Origin of the sequence: Flavobacterium psychraerolatum, assembly GCF_025960985.1 — a bacterium.
Classification (GTDB): Bacteria; Bacteroidota; Bacteroidia; order Flavobacteriales; family Flavobacteriaceae; genus Flavobacterium.
Window position 1 is genome coordinate 44,553 of sequence record NZ_JAOQMX010000017.1, and the last position, 25,957, is coordinate 70,509.

At 35.1% G+C, this 25,957-nt stretch carries 20 protein-coding genes; 7 read left to right on the forward strand and 13 right to left on the reverse strand.

What is annotated here, in order from left to right:
* Window positions 1–25: 25 nt before the first annotated feature.
* The 3 genes from M2326_RS08275 to M2326_RS08285 are packed head-to-tail and all read left to right on the forward strand — an operon-like array spanning window position 26 to window position 2,280.
* On the forward strand, window positions 26–1,597 hold the full coding sequence (locus tag M2326_RS08275; protein ID WP_264619093.1) for an alpha-L-fucosidase: 1,572 nt from the start codon (window positions 26–28) through the stop codon (window positions 1,595–1,597).
* A 20-nt stretch (window positions 1,598–1,617) separates the two neighbouring features.
* A complete protein-coding gene (locus M2326_RS08280) occupies window positions 1,618–1,782 on the forward strand; it encodes a hypothetical protein (RefSeq protein ID WP_264619094.1) in 165 nt (54 codons plus the stop codon).
* 15 nt (window positions 1,783–1,797) lie between these two features.
* The gene (locus M2326_RS08285) at window positions 1,798–2,280 is read left to right on the forward strand and encodes a sulfatase-like hydrolase/transferase (RefSeq protein ID WP_264619095.1); all 483 of its coding nucleotides are present in this window, start codon (window positions 1,798–1,800) and stop codon (window positions 2,278–2,280) included.
* A 56-nt stretch (window positions 2,281–2,336) separates the two neighbouring features.
* Here the strand turns inward: M2326_RS08285 and M2326_RS08290 are convergent, their stop codons facing one another.
* The 3 genes from M2326_RS08290 to M2326_RS08300 all read right to left on the reverse strand — a co-directional run bounded on the left by M2326_RS08290 (window position 2,337) and on the right by M2326_RS08300 (window position 5,785).
* A complete protein-coding gene (locus tag M2326_RS08290) occupies window positions 2,337–3,005 on the reverse strand; it encodes a bifunctional 4-hydroxy-2-oxoglutarate aldolase/2-dehydro-3-deoxy-phosphogluconate aldolase (protein ID WP_264619096.1) in 669 nt (222 codons plus the stop codon).
* Between the two features lie 11 nt (window positions 3,006–3,016).
* Window positions 3,017–4,039 (reverse strand): sugar kinase, encoded by a 1,023-nt coding sequence (locus tag M2326_RS08295; protein ID WP_264619097.1) that lies wholly within the window; start codon window positions 4,037–4,039, stop codon window positions 3,017–3,019.
* A gap of 1,224 nt (window positions 4,040–5,263) precedes the next feature.
* Window positions 5,264–5,785 (reverse strand): peroxiredoxin-like family protein, encoded by a 522-nt coding sequence (locus tag M2326_RS08300; RefSeq protein ID WP_319800830.1) that lies wholly within the window; start codon window positions 5,783–5,785, stop codon window positions 5,264–5,266.
* 401 nt (window positions 5,786–6,186) lie between these two features.
* Between M2326_RS08300 and M2326_RS08305 the strand changes: the two genes are divergently transcribed.
* Both M2326_RS08305 and M2326_RS08310 read left to right on the forward strand, forming a co-directional pair.
* Window positions 6,187–7,167: an alpha/beta hydrolase gene (locus tag M2326_RS08305; RefSeq protein ID WP_264619098.1), complete on the forward strand. Its 981-nt coding sequence runs from the start codon at window positions 6,187–6,189 to the stop codon at window positions 7,165–7,167.
* 328 nt (window positions 7,168–7,495) lie between these two features.
* Window positions 7,496–8,290, forward strand: coding sequence for a hypothetical protein (locus tag M2326_RS08310; protein WP_264619099.1), 795 nt, complete (start codon window positions 7,496–7,498; stop codon window positions 8,288–8,290).
* A 157-nt stretch (window positions 8,291–8,447) separates the two neighbouring features.
* Here M2326_RS08310 and M2326_RS08315 read toward each other — a convergent pair whose 3' ends face one another.
* The 10 genes from M2326_RS08315 to M2326_RS08360 all read right to left on the reverse strand — a co-directional run bounded on the left by M2326_RS08315 (window position 8,448) and on the right by M2326_RS08360 (window position 24,323).
* Window positions 8,448–11,654, reverse strand: coding sequence for a type I restriction endonuclease subunit R (locus M2326_RS08315; RefSeq protein WP_264619100.1), 3,207 nt, complete (start codon window positions 11,652–11,654; stop codon window positions 8,448–8,450).
* Complete coding sequence (gene rhuM, locus M2326_RS08320) at window positions 11,654–12,628, reverse strand: RhuM family protein (RefSeq protein ID WP_264619101.1); 975 nt, start codon at window positions 12,626–12,628, stop codon at window positions 11,654–11,656. The genes M2326_RS08315 and rhuM overlap by 1 nt, the downstream gene beginning before the upstream one ends.
* Before the next feature lie 295 nt (window positions 12,629–12,923).
* Window positions 12,924–13,100, reverse strand: coding sequence for a hypothetical protein (locus M2326_RS08325; protein ID WP_264619102.1), 177 nt, complete (start codon window positions 13,098–13,100; stop codon window positions 12,924–12,926).
* 43 nt (window positions 13,101–13,143) lie between these two features.
* The gene (locus tag M2326_RS08330) at window positions 13,144–13,401 is read right to left on the reverse strand and encodes a death-on-curing protein (protein WP_264619103.1); all 258 of its coding nucleotides are present in this window, start codon (window positions 13,399–13,401) and stop codon (window positions 13,144–13,146) included.
* Between the two features lie 12 nt (window positions 13,402–13,413).
* The gene (locus M2326_RS08335) at window positions 13,414–14,829 is read right to left on the reverse strand and encodes an McrC family protein (protein WP_264619104.1); all 1,416 of its coding nucleotides are present in this window, start codon (window positions 14,827–14,829) and stop codon (window positions 13,414–13,416) included.
* The gene (locus M2326_RS08340; protein WP_264619105.1) at window positions 14,829–16,964 is read right to left on the reverse strand and encodes an McrB family protein; all 2,136 of its coding nucleotides are present in this window, start codon (window positions 16,962–16,964) and stop codon (window positions 14,829–14,831) included. Before M2326_RS08340 ends, M2326_RS08335 begins: the two co-directional genes overlap by 1 nt.
* 3 nt (window positions 16,965–16,967) lie before the next feature.
* Entirely contained in the window at window positions 16,968–18,275 is a 1,308-nt protein-coding gene (locus tag M2326_RS08345) for a restriction endonuclease subunit S (protein ID WP_264619106.1), read from the reverse strand.
* Window positions 18,272–19,852 (reverse strand): type I restriction-modification system subunit M, encoded by a 1,581-nt coding sequence (locus M2326_RS08350; protein WP_264619107.1) that lies wholly within the window; start codon window positions 19,850–19,852, stop codon window positions 18,272–18,274. Before M2326_RS08350 ends, M2326_RS08345 begins: the two co-directional genes overlap by 4 nt.
* 190 nt (window positions 19,853–20,042) lie before the next feature.
* Window positions 20,043–23,087 (reverse strand): AAA family ATPase, encoded by a 3,045-nt coding sequence (locus M2326_RS08355; protein WP_264619108.1) that lies wholly within the window; start codon window positions 23,085–23,087, stop codon window positions 20,043–20,045.
* Between the two features lie 12 nt (window positions 23,088–23,099).
* Window positions 23,100–24,323, reverse strand: coding sequence for a metallophosphoesterase family protein (locus tag M2326_RS08360; protein ID WP_264619109.1), 1,224 nt, complete (start codon window positions 24,321–24,323; stop codon window positions 23,100–23,102).
* A 313-nt stretch (window positions 24,324–24,636) separates the two neighbouring features.
* Here M2326_RS08360 and M2326_RS08365 point away from each other — a divergent pair, with 313 nt between their 5' ends.
* Both M2326_RS08365 and M2326_RS08370 read left to right on the forward strand, forming a co-directional pair.
* Complete coding sequence (locus M2326_RS08365) at window positions 24,637–25,143, forward strand: YqiA/YcfP family alpha/beta fold hydrolase (protein ID WP_264619110.1); 507 nt, start codon at window positions 24,637–24,639, stop codon at window positions 25,141–25,143.
* Between the two features lie 345 nt (window positions 25,144–25,488).
* Complete coding sequence (locus tag M2326_RS08370) at window positions 25,489–25,785, forward strand: hypothetical protein (protein ID WP_264619111.1); 297 nt, start codon at window positions 25,489–25,491, stop codon at window positions 25,783–25,785.
* Window positions 25,786–25,957 lie beyond the last annotated feature (172 nt).

Below are 25,957 nucleotides of genomic sequence, written 5' to 3' on the forward strand. Positions count from 1 at the left end.
TTAAAATAATTCAAATATTCGATAGATGAAAAAAAATAACATCAAATTGATTTGTTTGTTTGCTGCAGTCTCTTTTGGTACTGTTCAAGCTCAAAATAAATCAAAGCAAAAAACAGAAAAATTTAAAGCCACTTGGGAATCGGTATCAACTGTAAAAGCAGTACCCGATTGGTTTCAGGATGCAAAATTTGGAATTTATGCGCATTGGGGCCCAGTATCTGCCGCTTTTGAAGGATCTGATCCTAACCAATATTATGGCGGTTGGCACGGAATGGTGATGTACCAAGATGGCAAAATTGTACCTACAAAAAGTGGAAATCCTTCAACTAATTATGTGCACCACACGAGTAAATACGGTAACGTAAAAGAATTTGGGTATAAATATATTATTGAACAATTCAAGCCAACTGGTTTTGATGCAGCAAAATGGGCCGAATTGTTTAAAAAATCAGGGGCTAAATTTGCTGGTCCTGTAGCCATGCACCACGATAATTTTGCCATGTGGGACAGCAAGGCGACACGTTGGAACAGTATGAATTACGGAGGTATTGACCCATCTGCAGCCCTTAAAAAAGAAATTGAGGCTAGAGGGATGAAGTTTATGGCTTCTTTTCATCACGCTTTTACTTGGAAATATTTTGCACCAGCACATGCACATGGCGGTATAGATCCAAAAGATTATGATTTGTACACCAGTCCACATTCCTTAGAATCGAATACTCCAGACGATCGCTTTTATAAAGAATGGTGGGCAAAATTAAAGGAATATATTGATGTTTATCAGCCAGATTTAATTTGGTTTGATTGGTGGTTGGAAAATATGACGGAAGAAAGCCGACTTAAATTTTTATCCTACTATTATAACAAAGGAATTGAATGGAATAAAGAAGTAGGAGTTGCTTACAAAGAAAGTACCTATACTTTGGACACTGCAATCAAAGATTACGAACGAGGAAGACCCAACCAACCCAAAAATCCAACTTGGTTGACAGATACATCTCCAGGAGCCTGGTTTTATAGACCAAATGCACAGTTTAAATCGCCTAACGAATTGGTGGATGTTTTGGTAGATATCGTTTCCAAAAACGGGGTTATGTTGCTTAATGTACCACCAGATCCAAACGGAACTATCCCACCAGTAATGGAAAATTTATTGACCGATATGGGACAATGGTTGGAAGTGAATGGTGACGCGATTTATGGTACACGTCCTTGGATTATTTTTGGCGAAGGCCCAAATAGATTGCCAGAAGGTGGTCATAAAGTGGAAGAAAAAAATAAGATAGAATATTCGAATAAAGACATTCGATTCACAAAAAAATCAGATAAAGAATTTTACGCCATAGTATTGGATAAACCAGTGGATAAAATTGTAATCAAATCTTTGAGTACACAAATAGGTGTTTTAAATTCGAAAATAGAAAATATAACACTTTTAGGTAGTGACGAAAAGATTACATGGGTACGCAATGAAGAAGGATTGGTCATCACTGCTCCCAAATCATACCCATCTGATTACGCACATTCTTTCAAAATTAAAATGGAAGGCTATCAAGAAAATAATATTGGTGGTGCTGTTGATGCTCATAAAGATTAAGTTTTAAAATAAAAAAAATATTGAAAAAACAAATAGTAACTCTTGCACTAATTTTTCAAGGTATTCTTGGAATGACAGCTCAAGACCGTCCCAGTATCATATTTGTATTGACAGATGATCAATCTTATGAATTGTTGGGCTGTACGGGTAACACTATCGTACAAACGCCCAACATCGACAAATAGGCCGAGGACGGAATTTTGTTTACCAATGCCCACGTGACCAGCGCCATCTGTACGCCGAGTAGAGTCTCCATTTTATTGGGACAATACGAGCGCAAGCATGGTGTAAACTTCAACTCAGGAACAAGTATATCCGACAAAGGTTGGGAAGGTTCCTATCCTATGATCATGCGTGACAATGGCTACTACACAGGATGGGTTGGTAAAAACCACGCTCCAACTGGTATAGGTGGTTATGACAGTGGCCTGATGGAAAAAAGTTTTGATTATTGGTATGCTGGACATGGGCATTTAAGTTTTTACCCAAAAGACAGACATAATATTTTTAACGATGCGATTGCTTTTACACAACCAGAAATTATCAATGAAGGGGTAAATGAATTCTTGGATCCAAACGAAAGAAAGCTAAAAGGAGCTTTGCACTTTTTGGATAGACCAATAGTTTGTATCCGTCTTTTCGAATCATTCGTTGCAAATCGAGATAAATTGTTACTGTCATAACTAAGCCTCAAATAGACATCTATCACTAAAGCTATTTACAATCAGAGTTTAAATTCTTATTTTTTTAACTTGTTAATAATACTATAAACATCTTTCACTCGCTGGGTTAACTTTGCATAATCTTTATCTGTAATAATGTCTTTACTGATTAATTGGGATCCCATCCCTACGCAGTGCACACCTGCTTCGAACCATTTTTTCAAATTTTCTTCACTTAAATTCACACCACCAGTAGGCATAATTGTAGTCCACGGTTGAGGTCCTTTTATTGCTTTTACGAATTCCGGGCCATACAAATCTCCAGGAAAAAGTTTTACAATTTCACATCCTAATTCCTCTGCTTTGCTAATTTCTGTCAGGGTACCACATCCTGGTGACCATAATACTTTCCTACGATTACAAACGATTGCAATATCTTCCCTCAAAACCGGAGTTACAATAAAATTAGCGCCTAATTGCATATATAAGGAAGCTGCCGCTGCATCTGTGACAGACCCTACCCCCATTATCATTCCAGGCAAATTATTGATAGCATACTTAGTAAGTTCACCGAAAACTTCATGAGCAAAATCTCCTCTTGAGGTAAACTCCATCAATCTAGCTCCACCAACATAGCAAGCTTTTAAAATCTTCTTACTTAATTCTATATCAGTACTAAAAAATAAAGGAATCATTCCAGTATCTTTCATTGCCTGCGCCACTTCTATTCTAGTAAATTGTGCCATTTTATAATTTTTTATCGTGAGACTTTTCCAGAAAAATCACCATCTATTAATTTTTCAATCTCATCCTTAGTAACTAAATTATAATCTCCTGAAACGGTATGTTTAAGACAACATGCTGCCACGGAAAAGTTAAGTGCGCGTTGCATATTAAATGGTTTTTCATTTAAACCATAAATCAATCCCCCCATGAAAGCGTCTCCACTACCAACACGATCAACTACAGGAGTCACATCTTGCACCGAGGCATTATAAACCGTCGTACCGTCATATAAGATTCCGCCAATGCGTTGATGCGAAGCGCTTACAGAATAACGTAAAGTGGTAGCTACATACTTTAAATTGGGACATATTTTAAATAATTGATTATATAACACTGGTAGAGACTCTAAATCTTCATAATTAGGATTTACATCTGGAGCTCCTAGCATAAAATTAGCTGTATCAATATCTCCCAGCATTACAGTAGTATAACGCAACATTTTTGGCATGATTTCTTTAGGCGTTTTTCCGTATTTCCAAAGTTTAGATCTATAATTTAAATCTGTGGAAATAGTAATCCCCATTTCGTGTGCAATTTCGATCGCCTCTAAACAAGCGTCCGCAGCTGATTCTGATAAAGCAGGGGTTATTCCGCTCCAATGAAACCAGGTCGCCTCTTTAAGGATTTTTCTCCAATCAAACATTCCTTTTTGCAAAGTAGCCATAGCGCTATGTGCTCTATCATACACAATATTACTTGCACGAGTACTTGTACCAGTTTCTAAAAAATAGATTCCAATTCTTTCTCCTCCTAGTAATACGTTTTGATTTCCCACATTTAATTTTCTCATCTCTTTCAAAGCACAGTTACCTAATTCATTATCAGGTAAACGAGTAACATACTCCGCATTTACCCCATAATTTGCTAGCGATACTGCAACGTTAAATTCTCCACCACCATAAGTCGCCTTATATGATTCGGACTGCGAAAATCTCAAATGTCTTTCGGTAGAAAGTCTTAATAAAATTTCACCAAAGGTTACTATTTTTCCCATCTCTTACTATATATTTTAAATTGTTGATAGCTTAACGCTGTATTATAATACTATAATCAATATCCCTCAATTTTTCACTTACTACCTCTGACACACTCAAATTCTCTCAAAATTGAATCGTATTAAAAATTTTACTTTTTATTTGCCTTATTATATCATTGATTATTCAATAAACTTCTAATTCCTTGGAAAAGGACAAAAAAACTTTATGATAATACCAAAGTACTGGCAATACATTTTAGACTATTAATCTCGGCTAGATAGTTAATGTAATAATAGATTGTAAACACTGATTTTGGCCTAAATAATTTAATTTATGATGTATTATTTATAACGTTACACATATCTACTGTTAATGTTCCCTTAAATAAAAGCTTAACAATTAAGATGTATTACAAATAAATATTATTCATCGGTCTATCTTGAATGTTATTTCTCGACCAGATTATATAGTCAAAAATAAAACAAATAGTGGATTTAATACACCAGTACCTACTAGTTAATTATATATTGAATTACGTTGCAAAAAAGGTAAATGAATTTACTAAGAATAATGCTCAAATTAATTAATATAAGATTGTAGGCCTAATCAGGTGGATATTTTCCTTAAGTATATTATTTTGTAAGATTAAAAAACATGAAGATTAGTTATAGAATATAGCTACAATTAATTTATTTGAGGCTACAATAATTTTAAAACCCTACCAGTAAATAAAATTCATATTTTTAAATCGCAAAACTGCTTTAAATTTTTATCATGCAGTAAGCTAAAATTAACACTTAAATAATCATGGGGTTCTTATCGCATATTTAAGATATTTAAATAATGAGCGTCAAGAATATTGTAGTAAAATATTGAGATCTATTTAGGAAAAAGCAATGGTAATTTTGACCATATCTTGTTTATTAATCAAAGTTTATTTCTCCACATTGCATAAACGATCTCCCTCCGCTAAAATATAATGTGGATACTGTAAAAATATTGGAATAACTTCACTTAAAACTAGAAACAAATTTGTATTTCCTACTATGAATTCCACATAGCTAACTTCTTTAAATCATTCATAAAATGGTTTGTAAATTGTCCAGTCAAGGTCACAAAAACTCATTTCAAACGAAATGAGTTTTTTTTTGCTTTTTTTTATAGGATGGTTCATTACAGAGATTAAAGAAATTATCTTTTTGCTATTCGACTCTCGACCAATTTCACTTTTAGTCTATAGTTCATACTACTTCACCCCTAGCTGGATAACTATTTGCTAAAATAAAATCGACTGCATCGACAAAGGAAGGTAAATATGGTCTTCCCCAAGGATTACTATTTATTGCTGAATAATAAATATCTGCTTTATTATCCACTAAGAACAAACCTGGCTCACTAAATAAGTCTGGCTCACCCTCTTTTATCCCTTTACTGATGTACAATCCCCAATTTACCGCCATTTCTAGAGTTAGATTATACCCCAATGGTAGATTTTTCAGTTTCCAATCCTTTCGTGACAACCGAGCTCTCTCCTCTTTATCCATACTTACTGCCATTACGTTGACCCCTTTCTTGTTAAAAGCTGGCATTAAATTCGCTAGTTCTTCCAGGTATTTTTTACAAACAGGACAATGCAATCCTCGGTAAAAAATGATTAGTGTGAAATTTTCTGGTTTTTGTTCGTGAAGATCCCAAACACTTCCACCGAGTAAAGAAAATTTTAATGTAGGAGCTTTGTGTTTTGGTGTGGGTCTGTTCATCATGTACTTTTATCAAATTAGTAGTAATTCAAATCTAGCCATTTAAACACTTTCGAAACTTACAGAATTTCATTTTAAAATTACATGTAATTACTAAAAAATAATGTATACCAATGTGCTAATAAAATCAACATTTGACTAACCCTCAGGCAAAACTAATAGAATATTTGCTGAAGTTGACCACGTATTCTTGGAAATGAAGAAAGTCGACTAGGAATTGATATCAAACAATTTATATTTCGTTCTAAACATTTTGAGCACTCCCTATTTTAATTAAAAAAACGATGCTGCAACTGGTCTATATGAATTCTCCAAATTACTTAAATAATTTCCTGATCTTATACCTTCACCGCTAATTAGTAGTTTTAAATAATTATATTGCATCTTTAAACAAAAAAATAAAAATGCTTAAGGAGCAACCAATACCAAAAAAAAATACTAGTTACACTCCTGACCTACTTGGTGATCAATTTGAGAGATGCACTTTGAAATTCACAAATGATTATGAAGGTCCTATTGATGCTACTTTAATAAGACGAAAAAGTGGTATTAGTACAACAAAAGCAGTACTTTATATCCATGGTTTCAATGACTATTTTTTTCAGTCCGAAATGGCTAAGTGTTTTAACGATTATGGGTTTCATTTCTATGCCTTGGATTTACGTAAGTATGGACGTTCTTTTTTAACCCACCAAAAATTAAATAATGTTCGTTCCTTGACTGAATATGATGAAGAAATAAGTCTTGCCCTGCAAATCATTAAATCCGAAGGTAACCATCAAGTCATATTAAATGGACATTCTACTGGCGGACTCATCATTACTAACTATGCGGTGAGATATCCCAATAGCACACTTTTTCAAGGATTAATTTGTAACAGTCCGTTTTATGAATTTAACTTACCTTTTTTTGAACGTGAAATCGGTATCCCTTTATTTGCTTTTATTGGAAAATATTTACCAAATCTAGAAGTGCCTGCGGGCTTTACAAAAGTATATGGTCACAGCTTGCACAACAGCAAACAAGGCGAATGGAACTATTCCCTCAGCTGGAAACCACTTGATATTGCCAACATAAATCTAGGCTTTTTAACGGCCATTTATCAAGCTCAAAAAAATATTCAGTACGACGCCAATATTACCGTTCCAACTCTTGTAATGCACAGCGATAGATCAATTTATGAAAAACACTACTCTGAAAAATTAAAAACAGGAGATGCCGTTTTAAATGTACAACACATCCAAAAATATGCCCATCAACTAACCGGAGACATAACAGTATGCGAAATCAAAAATGGTATGCATGATTTGGTTCTCTCAACAAAACCAGTAAGAGAAAAAGTATACAAAAGAATGTTTGAATGGATTGGTGTTTATTTTAAATAAATTTTAACTTTTTCAAATTACTACTTTATTCCATTTTCTACACTTTTTTTTACATCTAACGGTACATGAAAACTTTTTTATTTATAATAAAATCGAACTCTATAGCAGAAAACATCAATACTACTTAGGTTTTATTCAAATAAAATAATTGACAAAAAACATGATGCTATTGCCTTCTTAAAACACTTTTTTTTCGGCAAAAAAAATACCTTAACTTTTAAATAATGAGTGTTTTATTGTTAACTTATCAAAATATTTCATACATTTGAATTAACCAACTACCTTATTCTTAACACACTATCTACAATTTAACCTTTAAATTAATTGTATGATAAAGAATCCAAACCTTGACCAGCCGCAAAATCATGTTGTTACTTACCTCAAAATACGATTATCTATTGGGTTAATAGGAATGTTACTTCCATTTGTACTTTGGGCGGGTAATACGCTACTAAATTCGTTCAATGTTCTTAACGATACCTATTGGATTAAGTTTAACGGTGTATACGAACCGCAATCCAATCTAAAATATTCAATCAGTCACTTTTATTATTCTACGGTGGGAGAATTATTTACAGGTGCTCTCAGCGCTGTGGCGCTTTTTCTATTTTGTTATCGAGGATATCCTAGGCCAACTTATGGCAAGTACCATTTTATACCTGGTGATAATTTCATGGCTAATCTAGCAGGAATACTCGCTATAATTGTCGTGATTTTCCCAACAAGCTCAGAAGAAATCAAAGACAATATGCGGTCGTACATCAGTAGCGAAAATGCTGGCTATATTCACTATGCGTCTGCTGCCCTATTTTTTCTATTCTTGTCTCTTTTCTCGTTTGTTAATTTCCGAAGGACAAAACGTCCAGAGGATTTTGGCAAAATGAAATCGCATCCTATTTACAAATATTGTGGTTTAGTGATGTTGGGCAGCATGCTCATTTTGTTAACCCTATTTGTATTAGAAAAAACAAACATTGATGTGAGTTGGTCTCAAACGTATAATAGTACCTTTTGGCTAGAAACCATTATGCTTGTTGCCTTTGGGATTTCGTGGGTTGTAAAAGGAAAAATTGACCAATCAGTGATCAACAAAAATATTTTTGGAAATGGAGTTAAGGAATAAATAGTTTTAGCTCTACCATATTATTTTGAAAATACAATCCAATATAATAAAGAAGTAATCTTTATAGATTTCATTTTTTTGATTTTAAAATCAAAATCATATAAAACCTCATCATCCTTTCTTAAATAGTCTGCTCACTATTAAAAATAGTAACACTCTATTGACGTGATTGATACACACTATTCCCAGCACCATAGTAGTTAGAATAAATATGCTGATATATCGCCACTGTTTTTAAGCTTACTTCTTCGTCGGTGTACACTTCTTGAGGGAGCCACAACAATTGATTGTAAATTTCACTTTTTACTTGCGCCGTTACTTCTCTTTTTTCTCTCCAATGATCGATCTTTAACTTTTCTGCTTTTAGTTTTTCTAATGTTTCTGACGCTACTTTTTTTACCTGTTTGAGGTCTTTACCTTCCAATTCTTTGCCTTCTCGTAATAAATCAAAAATAGCTAAGGTTTCTTGATCTTTCAAGTTTTCTCTGAGGACTCTTTGTTCCTCAAAAGACAAATCGGTAACATAACTGCTTAATTTGTCAAAGGTAGCAACCGTATCTTCCAAGGACTTTCCTTTATTGTACTCTTCTACAATCTCTTTATACCTATCATAAAAATCAAGCCGTAAAGGATTTTCTTTGAGCATTTGCTCCAGTTTTTGATCTATGGCTTGTTGCAAATCGTACACTAATGTATTTTTATTAGGCGCTTTTGCAAAAGCAGCTTTCAATTTTTCAAAATCAAGCTTGCTTAAATCGACGTATATTTCCTCTTCTGACTCATTTGTTCCGTCTTCCTCCAAATGCACGCTTGCGTTAACAATACTTTGCAGTTGCATCATAATCTCTGTAACATCTGCCGATTTCACATTTTGATTAAGCAGATTGTAAATAGCATCTATAGCATTAAATTCTCTGATGTATGATTTGGCCTGCTCTTCAGGAAACAAGGCTTTGTACTTTCTAAAAACACAGCGTGCCATCATTTCAAAACTCGTGCGGGTAGTTTCATTTAAACAAATACAATCCCCTGCTTTCTTGAGCAAACTAATTTTTTCCATCGGTTTCACATTAAAGAGTGTCGAAAGTTTGAAATCTAGTGTTTTCAAATAATCCTTAACCTCTTTAATCGCTTGCTGTAACTGTTTTTCTAAGTCATCAATTTCTTCAACGGCTTTACCAGTTCCATTTCCTTGACTTCCTTTACCACCTTCACCGTATACAGAGTAGGCTTGCTCTAGTTTTTTATACACGTTACCATAATCTACAATTAGCCCGTTTTCTTTTTCATCATCATACACACGGTTGGCTCTGGCGATAGTTTGCATGAGCGTATGTCCTTTGATAGGTTTGTCTAGGTAAACAGTAGAAACACATTGCGCATCAAAACCTGTGATCCACATTGCGCAGACTATCGCTAAACGGAATGGATTTTCGGCATCTTTAAATTCTTTTTCAAGATTTCGTTCCACCATTTTACGGCGGTGTTGCTCAATGTCTAAATTCATTTTACGGAATTTATCCACCTCATTCTGCTCACTACTCACCACCACGCATACTTCGGTTTCAGCAACCTTATTATATTTTCTTTGTAATTCCTGGGCTTCTTGTTGGTCTTGTGCATTAGCAATTCGTGCTTGCAATTCTTTTAGATACAAAGGCCAATACTTCATGATCAACTGATGCATGCGTACTGCTGTAGGTTTATCAAGTGCAACATACATGGCTTTACCCTGATAACCTCTGTCGTTAAAATGCCAAACCAAATCTTTAGCAATATCATCCAGCCTGGTTTCGGCAGTTAGGATGGGGTAATTCTTTTGAAATAAATAGGCTAACTTTTTCTTTTTATCCTCATCAATATTTTCATCTTCGAGAACCTCAGCCATTTTATCATCTAGCTCAGGATTGTCTATTCCTAGTTTTTTTCCTCTATTGACATATAGTAAAGGTAAAGTTGCGTCATCGTCAATGGCGCGTTTAAAGTCGTAGATAGAAACATATTCCCCAAATATATTTTTGGTCAATTCTTCTTCGTCTTTTATAATTGGGGTTCCTGTAAAACCAAGGTACGAAGCATTGGGCAAACCAAAGAACCGCATGTTTCTGGCATAAGTTCCGCCTTGTGTACGGTGCGCTTCATCTGAAATTACAATGATATTTTTACGACCTGTAATCAGTGGGTATTCTGATTCTTTATCTGGATCAATGGAGAATTTATGAATAAGGGTAAACACATAACGGTGGTTTTCTGAGAGTAACTCCCTTAAATTGTCGCGTCCTGTCATTCCTTTTTTATTTCCTGCAACGATGTTTTTGTCGTTTACGATTCCGGCACCAGAGAAGGTGTCATACAATTGATTTTCTAATTCTGTTCTGTCTACTGCAATCAAAAAAGTATAAGCACCGCCAAATTTACGGTGTACTTTTTCACATAAAAAAACCATCGAATACGATTTGCCGCTTCCTTGCGTATGCCAATACACTCCTAGTTTCCCTTGAAGATCGTCGATATTGCTAACGTTTTCTAAAACTTTGTTTACTCCAATATACTGGTGATTTTTAGCCATTAATTTGACTACCTCACCACTATTTTCATCGAATAAAAGAAAGTTTTCAAATAAGTCCATTAAACGGTGTGGTGCGCAGGTACCGCGTAACATAGTATCTAAGCTTACCACACCTTCCTGCTCTTCTTCGATACGTTTCCAATCCAAAAAGAATTTGTACGGACTCGTTATCGTTCCTACTTTGCTCTCTACACCATTGCTTAAAATGATAAAAGCATTGGTATGGAAAACTTGGGCGATAGTGTCTTTATAATCTTTTATATTATCATTGTAAGCATTGCGTAGATCACTGTGGTGTGCTTTGAGTTCAAAGAACACTAGCGGAATACCATTTACAAACCCTATTACATCCGGTCGACGACTGTATAATTCGCCTAGAATTTCTAATTGACGAACGGCCAAGAAATCATTGTTAGCATAATTGTTATAATCGAAAATCTTGAGCTTCTTTTTGATCAGGTCTCCTTTGTCATCGGTATAACTTACCGGAATGCCGTTTTTGAGTAGGTCGTATTTATCTTTATTAATGCTACCTAGTTTTTTATCTGCTACTTTTTGGGCTAGAATTTCATACGCTTGCTCATATGCCGAAAGCGGAATACCAGCATTTAGTTTGGTCAATGCCGCAATAACGTAACGCTTTAAAATCACTTCCGATTTGTTTTCACGTCCCAAAAGTCCTTGTTCACCAAAGCTTTCTTTGGTCCAAGCAGTCATTACTTTCCATCCCAACTCTTCCAATACATCTTGAGTGGCTTGCTCTATAAGGGCGTCTTCTGAATATTCGTAGCTCATTATTTATTGTTAATCAACTTAATAATTACTTTAACCATCATGTTTTTATCGTCTGATTTTGATTGGGCAATCATTAGTGTTAACGCCACCAATGAATTGTCATCTATTATTTTTCTGCCTTCGTGGTACAATAATTTGTTCCGTTCAAGAAACCAAACAAACAAAAAAGCAGCGATGCGTTTGTTTCCATCGGTAAACGAATGGTTTTTGGTTACAAAATACAACAAATGTGCGGCTTTTTCTTGAACAGAAGGATATAGATCGATACTGTCAAAAGTTTGATAAATAGTTTCTAAGGAACTCTTAAACGATTCGTCTTTTTCGTTGCCAAATAAATGTGAACCACCAAATTTTGTTTTTAAGCTCGCAATGGCTTTCATGGCTTCTTGGTACGAAATTTTAAAAACTTCGTCGGTATCTGTATTGGTAATTTTTAAAGTTTGATGATCGTATTGGTCTAAAATATCCAAAGCAAAAGCATAATCACTCAGTACTTTAAGCAATCCTTGTGCCTCGTCTCCCGTTACTTCTTTGGTATTTACAACCCTTTCTAGTAATTTTACGGCTTGTTTTAATTCCTGAAACTTATTTTCAGTTTCTTTTAATCGCTTTTCATTAATGGCGTAACCTTGCACCAAATAGTCTTTTAGCCGTTGGGTTGCCCATTGACGAAATTGCGTTCCTTGTTTGGATTTTACACGATAACCTACAGATATAATTACATCAAGGTTGTAATACTTAGTTCTATATTTTTTACCATCAGATGCAGTAGTCAAGTATTCCTTGACAACTGCGTCTTGAACTAATTCCTTTTCTTTAAAGCAATTATTAATATGCAAACTAATATTTTGCTTGGTTTGCATAAAAAGTGCAGCCATTTGTCCTTGAGACAACCAGACTGTTTCATTTTCAAACTGAACCTTGATTTCAGTTTGATTATCAAGCGTTTTGAATATTTCTATTTGGTTATCCATAATACTTCAATTTTAAAAGTAAACAAAAATCTTTTAGCTATTATTCTGTCCATTGGCATAATTAGTTCATCTGTTCGTTTTGCTTGTGTGCGCTCCTTCTAATTGAACTATCGCAAATCTTGAGACAGTTGAAAAATATCTAGCGCATCATCTAAAAATACAATACCAACCTGTGTTCGTTTTTTATTCTTTGACAAAAATCAATAGGAATAGGCTTTAGCCTATTTTATAATAAAAAAAACGGATTGGTTTTATCCAAATTTAAACGTATTTTTGGCTAAAGCCAATCCAAATTTTATTTCATAAATGGGCTAAAGCCCAATTCTATTGATTTTATTGCTAAATTAGGAATAGAACATAGATCATGAACCTGTTTACCACTAGTTTTGCTGTATTTTTCAGTTGGTGCATTTTTTGCGACAACTGATTTTTCAACTAAATCTTCTTTATTAAAAACATTCGTTAAACACATAGGAATAAACGATTTATCCCTACTAAAAAGTTCAAAAATATTATTAAGCGATAACCTGCAAGCTGTTCCAAAATGGTACAGCTTTATTTGAATTAGCAATATGCATTTTTTGCATATTGCTTTTTTTATCTAATTCACCCTCTTTGAAAACATTTCCAATGTGTCTAGAAATAACCGACTGATCTCTTTGAAATAAAAGTACTAATTGATCTTGAGTCAGCCATACCGTTCCATTCTCAAACTGAACTATTATTTCAGTTTGATTATCATTCGTTTTGAATATTTCAATTTGGTTATCCATTATGCTGCAATTTTAATCTAATCCAATACTATTTGATATAAGTTTCTCCACCCTTAACAAAAATTCATTTTCACTTCTAGCAATATCCTGCATCGTCATTCCCTTTTGAATAAAAACACCATCAACTACAAAGGAATGTGCATTGTTGTCATTCCCAAAAAGACTTGATGAATGTGCTTTTTCTGTATTTATATTCTCAGAAAAAGGAAACAATAATCCACCGAATAATACATTAGGTTGGTAATATTGAATGTAAGAATGAATCTGATAAAAATCAGATCGATCTACATCCTTTTTAATACTTCTCATATTTTTGAATTTAGCATCAAAAACAATCACTTCATTCGTTTCTTTATGTCTCATAACTAAATCGGGAAACATTTTACGACCGTAAAACATAGTCTTATATACCTGTAGTTCTTCTTGACCATTTACATACCAATCGGTAAAATATCTGCTTAACAATTTTTCAAGATAGACTTCAAACAGTTGAGAAATATCAAACAAATAGCCTGTTGTAGCTAAATTGTCTTTTTGGTTTAAAGTTTCTAAACTCTGGTCTTTTAAAATAATTTCGGCATAGGTCAATACATTTTTGAAAGGACCAAACATAGGATTTTGAAGCACGCTATGCTTTTTAGCTTTATCAATTGTAGTGTGTTGTGCATATATACCAGAATAACTTTGTTTTAGCAATTGATAGATACCGTGAATCTTTCTATGAATCTCTTTACCAAAACTTTGTTCTAGTTTTTTACAAGCAAGATACAACACATCAACAATTTCTTGAACATATACTTGTTCTCTGAAAGATGTAGTTAGTTTTCCCTGAAAAGGAAAATCATGTTTTAAATAAGCATTAACATCAATCTTCCCTCTTACTTTATGGCTGCGTTGCGTTTGGGTTTGGTACACTTTGGGCAAACCCATTACCGAAGCTTTTTCTAAAGCCTGGATAAACAAATAAGCTATAATATTCTGAAACTCGTTCGTCTTCTTTGATTTGGATGCTTTGGCTTCTTGATTATCAATGTACACATCATTGATAAAGTTTAGCATTCTATTCAAAAAAGTTTCACCGTAAGCTGTGCTAATATTAAACTGACAACCTTTGTGATATAAAACACCTGCAAATAATCCGGTTTGTATAATGTATTTTCGTCCTTCGACTGAATGCTCTTTGGCATACAACTTCATAATAAGTTGCGCGTCTTCTTCTAGTTTATTGCGATTGTTTTTAAACCCAAAGATTTGTACTTGCTCCAAGGATTTATTATCAGTCGTAAACTCATAGGTTGAAGCAAATAAATTATTTTTTATTTGTTCAACATCTCTGTTTGTGCGCACACCAAATTTCTCCTTTAACCCAATTTCGGTTAAAGCAGCTTCTTCATAAAAATTATGATTGGTTTGTACGGTTATACGCATTACACTTTTCCTTTAAAAGGTTTTGTAAATTCCTCTAAAGCATTTTGTAATTTGTCGTCTAATTCACTTTCGGCAAACATGGCTCTCAGGTATTCCTTTAGCGTAGGACTTAAATGCAATTGAAATAAACTCTCCAAATTCTTAAACGAAATTTCTTTTCTGCTGGCCATAGTAGTCATTTTCATAAAAAAGGAATGTCCAAATTCATACGACTTCCCTAAGCCAAGTTGTATGTTGATATAGTCATTTAATTTTTGACAAGCTTTTACATAGCTATCAATATTGGTAAAATCTTCGCCATTTTTAAACTTCGTCTCTTCGATAACCTCATAATCACAGTCTTTTCGAATCCATTTGAATCTTCGGCGTAAAGCTAAATCAAAAGCATCAATACTTTTATCCACATCATTCATCATTCCGATGAAAAATACATTATTAGGCACGCCAAAATAAGCATTACCGTCTTGAAAATGATACGCTAACTCTTTTTTAGAAGGATCTTCTTTTATCATTTCTTCGATTAAAGTGGAATACTGCGTTTTGATTAAATTTTCATCATTTTTATTTTGAACATCATGACGGTAGTCTTTTTCCAAGCACAATAAGGTTTCTCCGAATACGGAAGAAAGGTTGGCTCTGTTGATCTCATCAACGACAAAGTAAAATTTCTTATCTGGGTTTGCTTTGGCCTTTTTGCAAAAGCGTTTAAAAATTCCATCAACCAATTCAAACTTAATGTTTCCGTCAGGTGTTACACCTTTGGGCTTAATACCTTCAATAAAATCTTCGTAGGTAAAAGAAGGGTGAAACTGTACAAACTCATATCTACTTCTATCACCTTGACAAATAAAATCTAAACTTTGTTTTACAGCATAGGTTTTACCCGTACCTGGAGGACCATAGAGAATTACGTTTGGTGTGTTTTCATCTGCAATACTCTGAGTGTTAGCACACCTCCATAAAAACCAAGATAGTAAAACCGATTCTACTACATTGTCTTTATCTAGTGCTAATATCTCATTGGCTACCAGACGTATCTCATGGTTTTTACCTAGGTTCGTCGCTTCGGTACTTTCTACAAATTCGGCATGTAAAATATCAATAATGCTATTCGAATAGATAAACAAAAAGTCGCCAGTTTTGTCTAATACCGCCATTTTACGCAATATTTGCTTCGCAGCGTAATTGCTTTTTTCTACCGCATCAACTTTTTTTCTACTGTCATGAGTTTTAACAATTTTTTCTAAAATAGGCATTACGTTCTCCGTGAAAAACGATAACGATTTGTCCTTTTCATATTTATTAAACCCTTTATCGCTAGCTTTTAATTCTCTACGAATAGTATAAGTTAACTCATCACTATTCAATTTTATTTCGAAATTATTTGAGTTTCCAGGTTTAGAAGATCCAAAAACACTCTTGGTATCTCTTTCTAAAAAATTACACATATAACTCCCCGGCATAATAGCAGTATCTGCATCTTTACGATTGGTATATTCGTCTAGATTTAGCGAACCATCTTCTATTTTGTTGCGGTATTGTTGCCATTCCGAAGACAGTTTAATGACTTTATCATTAATTTCAGTTTTATCTTTTTCTGTGAATTTATCTTTAAATTTAATCCACATGTTTTTGATTTCCGACTGTCTTTCGGGACTTAATTTTATATTATCCATAAGTGTCTTTTCTATTGCGATTTTGTACCAAGCTTTTATAAAATCATTGGTAGCATTATTTCCTTGGCATTTGGTTAATGTGCCTGGAGCTTGTATGTAGCTTTTATCATATTTAGTAAGAAAACTTTTTTTCAAAACTTCTCCTTCAGTATCATAAAATGCAATCGTTTTTATTTTTCGTCTTAGTTTAAACCAATCAAAATCATCAACAACATTTTGCTCTATAAAAGCTTTCCCTTCAATTTGCACTAAGGCAACGGGAGTAATGGTATCACGAATCATGACAATATCTCCAATTTGCATCTCAGTTTTAAATACTTCGGGAGCAGTGTTCAGATTTCCGTTTTTATCTTTCCAAACATCTCCTAAGCCAATTACTTGTTTCGTGTTGAGTATTGCGATGATCGTCTCCACAGATAATCTGTCGTCGGGATGCATTTGTAAGTGCCAGTAATTCATCTTCTAATTTTTGTTTCGTATCATTTCCAACTCTTCCCCAACTTGTCCCGATACTTTATCCACATCAATCATCCCACTCATTAACCTTGGTAACAAAATATCTCGGGCTTCTTTGAGAAGTCGGTTTTGATTTTGAAGATTTTCAATACTATTCAATAAGGGTATAATTAAATCATCAAACTTCAATTGAATTTCAATTTTTGGGTTTAAAATTAAAATATCTTTCAAACTCGAAATGGTTAATGCTTTCTGACTTGAACCAATAGCAGTGTTTAATAAGTGAGCTTGAAAATTTTCATTTTTAAAACAAGAAATTAGATAAGTTGAACTAATAACTTTGCTTTTCTTCAACCAAATAAGATTCCCATCTTTAAAATAAAAGTCTCCATCGCTTTCTGTTATTAAATAAGGGTATCCTAAAGTACCAACAGCAGTCACTAATATATCGCCTGATTTCGGTAAATCATATTTGTTTTTTATTTCTTCAAACTTTTCATTTGAGATATAAAGTAAGTCATTTAATGCTTCGTTTTTACTTTTCAGAATAATCTCTTTCCCTCTATAAAATGGAATACCCTCATCAACATAATCTGAAAGAAATATACGTTTACTAGATGTTACCTCTAACAATTGACCCAACTTCCCTTTCTCCCACCCCTCAGGCAATCCCGTAACTGCATCAAATTTGGCTGTTTCATACCCTGGGAAACGCATTTTTACAAACCATTCCTCATAAGTGAGTTGGGCTTTTTCTTCTAATAATTGGATGCGTTTGAGGTTGTTTTCGATTAAATCATCATAAGACGATAAAATGGAGGCTATTTTGCGTTGAGTTTGAATAGTCGGGAAATCGAATTCAAAATCTTTTATACCTGATATTGGTATTCTCATTTGATTTGCCGCACCTTTTCCACGTTGTTGAATAAAATGTTGAAATATTTGAGATTTACATAAATATCCTAAATATCTTTGATTAATAACTTTAGTATCTTTTGTCCTTAAACAAACTGCATTTTGATTAAGTAATAAACCTGAGGCATCTTTAGGTATTGATATACATCTTCCTGCCGCCGAATTAACTAAAGACGGATGTGAACCAACCGTTGCTATAACTATGTCATAAATCTCTAATTGGTTTCTTTTATACTTCTCAAAACTACTAATTTGTAAGTAACTTAAATCACTATATGAAATACCATCTTTATCAAAGTTTGAAACCTTTAAAACTGGGTATCCAACATTAGAATATTCATTAGCAGTCCAACTACCACCATTAGTAAATTCACAATTTTCTTCAAATCTTAAAATCATAACCCTACATTTTGAATTTGTTGCATCAAGGCATTGGCTTCTTCATTCAAAGTCGCTAGTTCGCTGTGAATTTCGGTCATGCGACCTTGGTAATCAAAATCCATGTCTAGCGTTACTACTACACCTACATAACGACCTGGAGTTAAGCTATAATCTTGGGCAGCCACTTCTTCTAGATCTACAATTTTGCAAAGTCCTTCTACATCTTCATATTTCCCTGTTGGGAATTTTTCTTTAAACCAGGCGTTGTCTTTGCCTATTTCGGGTTTTTCACCTCTAAAAAGTTGCATAATGGCAGTCAGTCCTTCTAGTTGTTCTTCGCTAAAATCATTGATCGTCGTGCTCACTTTTCTAAAAGTATTGCGGGCATCAATCATCAAGATTTTGTTTTTGCTTTCGGGCTTTTTGCCTTTGTTGTAAAACCAAACGTGGCAAGGCAATGAACGGGTGTAAAAAAAGTTGTTTCCTACCGAGACAATACATTCTACGGCTTCGGTTTCTATCAGTTCTTTACGAATTCGTTTTTCGGCATTCCCTGCATCTGTAGCCGAGGAAGCCATTACAAAACCCGCGCGCCCACTAGCATTAAGGTACGAATAGAAATACTGCATCCAAAGGTAGTTTCCGTTACCAATAGAGCCCGCACCCGTAAGCGGCGCACCAAACGGCAAACGTTCGTCTTCGGCCAAGAATTTGTTTTTGGCATCAATTTTATCCACATTAAATGGCGGATTGGCCATGACAAAATCACATTTTTCGGTTAGGTTGTGTGGGTTGGTATAAAAACTGTTGCCTTCAATAATCTTCCCTTCAATACCATGAATGGCAAGGTTCATTTTAGCTAGTTTGGCATTGTTGCTCTTTAGCTCGGTACCATAAACCGTGATGGCTTCGTTGACACTTTTGTTTTCGTGATCCTGAATAAAATGTGCCGTTTGCACAAACATTCCACCCGATCCACAAGCTGGATCGTGAATGATGCCGTGATTGGGCTGAATAAAATTGACAATCAAGTTAACCAATGATGGCGGCGTGAAAAACTCACCACCTTCTTGCGCACCTGCACCTTGCATAGAGAATTTCATCAAGAAAAACTCGTAGATGCGTCCAAAGACATCGCCTTTGGCATTACGCACGGCATCTTTATTAAAAACACGAACTAGATCGCGCAATAATTTATCATCAAATTCTTGGTAGCTTTTTGGGAGAATACCTGCTAGATCCGGATATTCGGCCTCAATCAATTTCATGGCATTGTTGATGGCTTCGGCTATGTCTTCACTTTCGGGCAAAGCCGCTAGGTGATCGTATTTGGCTTTTTCGGGTAGCATGATGGCACCTGCTCCGGCATAATCATCTTTGGTAGCTTCGCGTTGTGTGCCTGTACGTGGGTTTATGGGTAATGATTTTGCGATACTAATTTTGGCATCTTCGTATCTATTTTGCGCAAAGCGTAACAGTACTAATCCAAGTAAAGGGTCTTTGTATTCGCCTGCGGTCAGTTTAGAGTTTCCTCTTAGTTCGTCTGCGGCATCCCAGAGTTCTTTTTCTAAATTCTTGATTTGGTCTTGGGTCATGATATGTTGTAAAACGGGCGTTTTGTGTATTTTTCTTCCGAAAGGCTAAAGTAATTATTATTTAACTGAGAACATTACGGCAAACCACAATGGGTGCCGTTTTATGTGCAAATACTATTCAAACGTATAAACAACAACTCACAAATAAACAAACTAGCCTTGATTGTAGTAGGCAGAATTTTTCATTAAACTACCTCCAACTCTCACTCACTACACTACCTTTTTCCTCATCTTTATTGACATTAATCGAACGAGGAATACGCTCTTGCAGTTCGGCTACGTGCGAAATGATTCCGACGATTCGGTTTTCTTTGTAGAGGGATTGTAGGGTTTCAAAAACAATGGCCACACTTTCGGGATCTTGGGTACCGAAGCCTTCGTCGATGAAGAAGAAATTTTTGTCGTTTTTATTTAAAGATTGTACACTCTCTGCCAATGCCAAAGCCAAGCATAGCGAAGCCTGAAACCCTTGCCCACCCGAAAGGGTTTTAACACTTCGGGAAGCACCATCGTTGAGGTAGTCGATCACCTCAAATTCGTTGGAACTGTTGATGGTCAGACTCAATTGGTTTTTGGTCATGCGGTGAAAACGTACATTGGCTACATCGGCCAGATTTTGCAAATAGATGCTCGACACATAGTTCACAAAACCGCTGGCGTTAAACATATTGGATAAAGTTCCCAAGTTGGTATAGCGCGTATTTAAAACATCAAATTGAGCTAGTAATTCCGCTTTTTGAAGCAAAGAATCTTGGATTCGTTTTAGGTTGTCATGTAAAGTGGAAACCTTCCCTACTTGCGCTTCGAATAACGCTTTTCGTTCTGCTTCTACCATTTTCTTTTCTTCGAATACTTTACTGTCAAAATTTTGGTTTTCGACAAGCTTTTCAGCAGCAGCAACCGCAGTTTCGGCTACTTTAATATCGACAGCAAACTGTTTTGTTTTCGCTTTTTCGGCTTCGATATCCCAATTTTTTGATAGAATTGCTTGTACGGCAGTTATCGTTTCAAATTGATGCGTTTGTAATAAGGTTGTAATTTTATTTTGGTTTTCAGTAACCAATTGTTCGGCTGTGACCAATTGTTCGGCTAAAATTTTATAACTGGCTTCATGACCTGCCAACTCTTGATTTTGCTGAACTAACATATCCGATTTTGACTTGTATTCGACTGCTATTCTGTTATTTTCTTGGTGTAATTTCTCTTTTTCTTCTCGAATGCGTGCTATTTCTTTATTTGCATACTCTGCGAAAACGAGCACTTTTAATTGTGATAATTCGTTGGTAATCGCACCCGATTTGGCTGCTATTTTATTGGTAATAGTCGCTTTTTCGTCGGCTTGTTTTTTTACTTCTTCCAACAGTTGCTCTTGTTGTGAACGCGTGGCTTTTTCTTGCTGTTCTTGTGCAGCAATAGCTTTCTCAATTATTTGTTGTTCTTGTTTTTTGGTTAAAAAACTAGCATTATCAGTAGCGGAGAAAGACTCCCAAACAAACTTTGAAAGGTGGATTTTTGAATCGGATTCTAAAGTTTCTTTTTCGATAAAAGTCAAACGCAATTGTTCCTGCGCGTGCGCAATATCATTTTCGATCTTTAATGCTTTCTTTTCGATAGCATTGAGCTCTTTTCCATCGGTTTCTACCGTTTTTAATTCTGTTTCCACTGCATTCAATTGTCCGGTCACATCTTCTGCGTGCATCACATGAGGGTGCTCGAGCGAGCCACACAACGGACAATTTTCGCCATCATGAAGTTTCGATGCGTAATCAGCCAATTCTTTTGAAACCATAAGTTTTGTCTTCGCATCCTGTAGCGTTTTAAACTTCTTTCGCAGTTGCTCTAGTTTTTCTAGGAGTACCGTTTTCCAATTTTCTTTGGGCAACTGCATCGCTTCAAACTGTTCTTTGTGTGCTAGAAGTTCTTTTTCGATAGTAAGAATTCTTTTGTGCTTCACCTCTATTTGCTCCGCAATCGACTCTTGCTTTGTGAACCAATTCCCTACTTCTAACAAAACAGTTCCATCGATCTTTTTGGACTTCAAATTGATTAATTCGGTCTGAATGGTTACTGTTTTTTCCTTTAAATCTGTGGCTGCCTGCTGAATGGCAACCGCTGACAATTCCATAGCATCTGCCTTCTTTTCGAGTACAGCAACTTCAGTTTGTAAGGCTATACTTTTTTCGATCGACTCTAAATCCGACACTTTATTTTTCGAAGGTTCCAATTGATCAAATAGCGGTTGCAATTCCGTCAAAATGGCTTGATTGGCTCTTCTATTTTTATCTAAATCCTCTTTGATTTTTTCAAGCGAAAGGTATTTTTCTTTTGTTTTCGAATAATTGCTTTTCGCCAAATCCAACTCTTTCAGTTCTTGCTTGAACGCTTTTTCAGTTTTCTCGAATAGATCAATACTCCCCTGTAAAACTTCCATTTCTGGTTTTCTTTCGATAAAAGTAGCAAGCTGGTTTTTCTTTTTTTCTACCTCTTCAAAATTGGTTTTTAAAACAGTCATTTTCTGCAGCTCGACTTGCACTAGCTCCAATTCGGTTTTACTCTTTTGAAGGTAGGTATTGGCTTCTGTAACCTCCACTTCCAAGGTAGCAACACTTTCTTTCGAAATGGTTTCAAATCCAGACAAAGCGCCTCGCAATTGGTCCAATTGTGTACGTGCGCTACTTTGTGCAGTAGCAACTTTCGATGCTAAATCAAATCGCTGCAAATGAAAAATCTCTTTCATCATGTCCGAGCGATCTTTGCCTTTCAACTCCAAAAACTCCTTGAACTTCCCTTGCGGAATGATAATCGTACGGCGAAAATTTTCATAGGTAAGCCCAATCAAACTGGTCGCATCTGCGGATGTCAGCGGAATCCATTGCTCCTCTTTCCATTCATACGCCAACCGTTCTATGGTGGTTGTTTCTTCAAAACGCTTTTTGTTTCGCTTCCAATCGGCAACAAATTTGAATTTTCGTTCTTCAAAATTTTGAAATTCAAATTCGATATTGGCTTTGTCCGATTTTAAGTTCAGCATATTGTACGATCGCTTATCACGGCTGTTCAAACGCTCGGTTTCTCCATACAAGACAAAACCAATCGCTTCCAAAACCGATGATTTACCGGAGCCAACAGCGCCAAAAATCCCAAACAAACCTGCATTTGTCAATTCTTCAAAATCAATAGTTTGCTTTTTTTGATACGAATACAAACCAGTAATACTTAATTTTAATGGTAACATAGAGGGTGTTTTTTAATCGTTTTTAGTTTGCGTACCGATAATTTCATTGAACAAATCCAGCAATTCGTCGTTGGGTTCTTGCTTGTGTTTCGCCACAAAATAATCTTTGAACAAGCCTTGAATATCTTGCTCCAAATTCACTCGTGGCGTATCACTTTCTGCCGTATCGCTCTTATTGACAATCGGAATAATGAAGATAATTCCGTCGTGACTTTCATGTATTTTCCGTAAATCTTGTGTAGTCAAAAAAGTATCACTCACCAAAGTCAACTCGACCAAACTATATGGGTTTGCCAACAACCATTCCACAGCCAAATCGATACTATCAAATCGCTTTCGATGCAAAACCCGACCCGACTGCAACGGAATAGCAGTAAACTTGACCTCTTCATTAGGCTTTGCTTCGATCAAAATGACTTTCTTTTCTTGACCAGCTTCAGAAAAACTGTAGGACAACGGACTGCTTGAATAGACAACAGGACTAGGATGGCCACCTATATTTTGAAAACGATGCAAATGCCCTAAAGCCGTGTATTGCATTTGGTGCGGAATACAATCGGTATAAACAACATCGGCATTCCCTATACGCAAAGGTTTTTCGCCATCGGGTTCTTCGAGGATTTCGCCCCCACGCTTGAGCATGTATAGGTGCGTGGTTAGGATATTCACTCCTTTGTCATCACAATATTTATCGGCCAAAACAGCCCAAGAATTATGCAGCAATTGATTAAGTTGGTCTTCTTTATTTTCTGCCCCCAAATAGGTTTTCAAACGCATTTCGTTGGCATAGGGTGTGGCTATTATTCGAATAGGAAAATCATAATGAGGCAATTTAATTTCGATAAAACCATTTTCAGACTGCGTGATTTCGAAGCCACTTTCGATTGAGATTATCGGAATCCGAACGTCTGGGTTACCCACAAACAAAATACCACACTCCAGCGCCAAAGGGTTTGGAGCATCAATTCGGTCGGGACTATCGTGATTTCCTGCAATGGCAATCACGGGGCGTTTACCATTGTTGGTGAGTCGTTTTAAGGTTTTAAACAATAAATCAATCGCTTCTACTGGCGGGTTAAAAGTGTCAAATAAATCTCCTGCCACAACAATTACATCTGCATTTTGGTGGTCTGCAATTTCACAAATTTCGTTCATGACGATTTTTTGCTCCTCCAAACGTGAAAAATGATCTAGTTTTTTTCCTAAATGCCAATCGGCAGTATGCAGTATCCTCATGAGGTAAATTTATTTCTGATTTATTTTCTATCCTTGCCGTAAAACTACACTAGTTCGTGTGCCATAAATGTAGCATTTGCAACCAATGATTCCAAACAAAAGTAAGCATATAAAATTTGTATATTTTACGGAAAACCGTACTTTTCTTCTACATTTAATTTGTAGTATTGCTGGAAATAAATCAGAAAATAAGAAAGCTTCTCCTTTTCCGTTTTTTATTCGAAAGTGAGCCGGCTGGTTTTTATTCGATCTAAAAAATTAACCAAGAAGGTAATTTCCTGATTTTCTAACCTAAACCTTAAAATAAAGTAAGATGAATATTTTATACCTACATGGCCTTGAAAGTAAATTAAGTTCACAAAAAAGAAGTGTTTTGGAACGTTTTGGAACAGTGACAGCACCCGATTTGGATTATTATGCTGATCCAGAAATTTTTCTACTGTTACAATCATTTACCAATTCGCAATCATTTGATGTTGTCATTGGTAGTAGTATGGGTGGCTTTATGGGGTATTATTTTTCGAATACCTTCCAGATTCCTGCCTTACTTTTTAATCCAGCCTTGCCCTATCGATCAGTTGAACAAAATATCCCAACATTGGATCCTTTACATAGTTCCTCTCTCTTGCATTTTGTTCTAGGCGGGCAAGACGACATAATTAAAGCCAACGACAATCTAAAATGGATTGCTGAAAATAGGATAGGAAGCACCGACCTAAAAATTTCGATTCACAACAAAATGGGACATCAAATTCTACTGGAAGTTTTTGAAAAAGAAGTAACTGAATTTTTTCGCCAATTGACTTTCGAATCAAAATAATTTTTGAATAAGAAATATAGAAATCATTAAAAAAGCCCCTTTTAACATCCAAAACAATAAATTAACCAAAATGAAAGACGAAATATAGTATGTAGTAAAAGGAACTTTGTACGGTATTATTTGGTTAATATTCTACAAGAAAAAAAAAGACTCTCTACACTAAACATGTACATATATCTTTACTAAAAATCATTAGGTTAGCTTTAGATACAAAATTTAACCCACCCTTTTACATTATCTTTTTTCAGTACTGACCCAAGTCATGTTAAATCTCATTTACTTGCCTCAACTTTGTAAATTGACCTAGATATATATAAAAACACAATAATTATGGAAGATATTAAAATGGACAGCTTAATAACAATATTGGCCTATGTAGAAGATTTAGGCTTTACATCTCAATTTGAAGTAAATAATAATATATTGGTTTCTCTTAAAACTAACCATCATTTTATGCCTAATCAGCTAAAAATTGCTCATTATTATCGCTTTGAAGGAGAATCTAGCCAAGATGATAGTTCCATTATGTATGCCATCGAAACCGATGATCATGAAAAAGGAACTTTAATAGATGGTTATGGTACAGCCGCCGACACTGCTACTTCAGATTTCATGCGAGCAGTAAACGATATTCATAAATAAGTGTACTATCCTTTTATTTTTCGAAAGTAAAAATGAAAAACTGATGCTGGTCACATAATCAACTGTCCGATATTATTCTTTTATGGTCGTATTCTCCCCTACTTTTACTCTTAATGTACAAGCACTACCAAACGAGAAAGCATAAAATTTTGAAAAAATAGGCTTTTGAATG

What these genes read in the sequence shown, in the direction of transcription:
- rhuM (WP_264619101.1), bottom strand. Translation starts at nt 12,628, where the DNA reads ATGGATAACCAAATAGAAATATTCAAAACGCTTGATAATCAAACTGAA.
- M2326_RS08340 (WP_264619105.1), bottom strand. Translation starts at nt 16,964, where the DNA reads ATGAATTACTGGCACTTACAAATGCATCCCGACGACAGATTATCTGTG.
- M2326_RS08370 (WP_264619111.1), top strand. Translation starts at nt 25,489, where the DNA reads ATGGACAGCTTAATAACAATATTGGCCTATGTAGAAGATTTAGGCTTT.
- M2326_RS08300 (WP_319800830.1), bottom strand. Translation starts at nt 5,785, where the DNA reads ATGATGAACAGACCCACACCAAAACACAAAGCTCCTACATTAAAATTT.
- M2326_RS08275 (WP_264619093.1), top strand. Translation starts at nt 26, where the DNA reads ATGAAAAAAAATAACATCAAATTGATTTGTTTGTTTGCTGCAGTCTCT.
- M2326_RS08290 (WP_264619096.1), bottom strand. Translation starts at nt 3,005, where the DNA reads ATGGCACAATTTACTAGAATAGAAGTGGCGCAGGCAATGAAAGATACT.
- M2326_RS08305 (WP_264619098.1), top strand. Translation starts at nt 6,187, where the DNA reads ATGCTTAAGGAGCAACCAATACCAAAAAAAAATACTAGTTACACTCCT.
- M2326_RS08365 (WP_264619110.1), top strand. Translation starts at nt 24,637, where the DNA reads ATGAATATTTTATACCTACATGGCCTTGAAAGTAAATTAAGTTCACAA.
- M2326_RS08345 (WP_264619106.1), bottom strand. Translation starts at nt 18,275, where the DNA reads ATGATTTTAAGATTTGAAGAAAATTGTGAATTTACTAATGGTGGTAGT.
- M2326_RS08315 (WP_264619100.1), bottom strand. Translation starts at nt 11,654, where the DNA reads ATGAGCTACGAATATTCAGAAGACGCCCTTATAGAGCAAGCCACTCAA.
- M2326_RS08335 (WP_264619104.1), bottom strand. Translation starts at nt 14,829, where the DNA reads ATGCGTATAACCGTACAAACCAATCATAATTTTTATGAAGAAGCTGCT.
- M2326_RS08355 (WP_264619108.1), bottom strand. Translation starts at nt 23,087, where the DNA reads ATGTTACCATTAAAATTAAGTATTACTGGTTTGTATTCGTATCAAAAA.
- M2326_RS08330 (WP_264619103.1), bottom strand. Translation starts at nt 13,401, where the DNA reads ATGGATAACCAAATTGAAATATTCAAAACGAATGATAATCAAACTGAA.
- M2326_RS08360 (WP_264619109.1), bottom strand. Translation starts at nt 24,323, where the DNA reads ATGAGGATACTGCATACTGCCGATTGGCATTTAGGAAAAAAACTAGAT.
- M2326_RS08350 (WP_264619107.1), bottom strand. Translation starts at nt 19,852, where the DNA reads ATGACCCAAGACCAAATCAAGAATTTAGAAAAAGAACTCTGGGATGCC.
- M2326_RS08310 (WP_264619099.1), top strand. Translation starts at nt 7,496, where the DNA reads ATGATAAAGAATCCAAACCTTGACCAGCCGCAAAATCATGTTGTTACT.
- M2326_RS08325 (WP_264619102.1), bottom strand. Translation starts at nt 13,100, where the DNA reads ATGTGTTTAACGAATGTTTTTAATAAAGAAGATTTAGTTGAAAAATCA.
- M2326_RS08295 (WP_264619097.1), bottom strand. Translation starts at nt 4,039, where the DNA reads ATGGGAAAAATAGTAACCTTTGGTGAAATTTTATTAAGACTTTCTACC.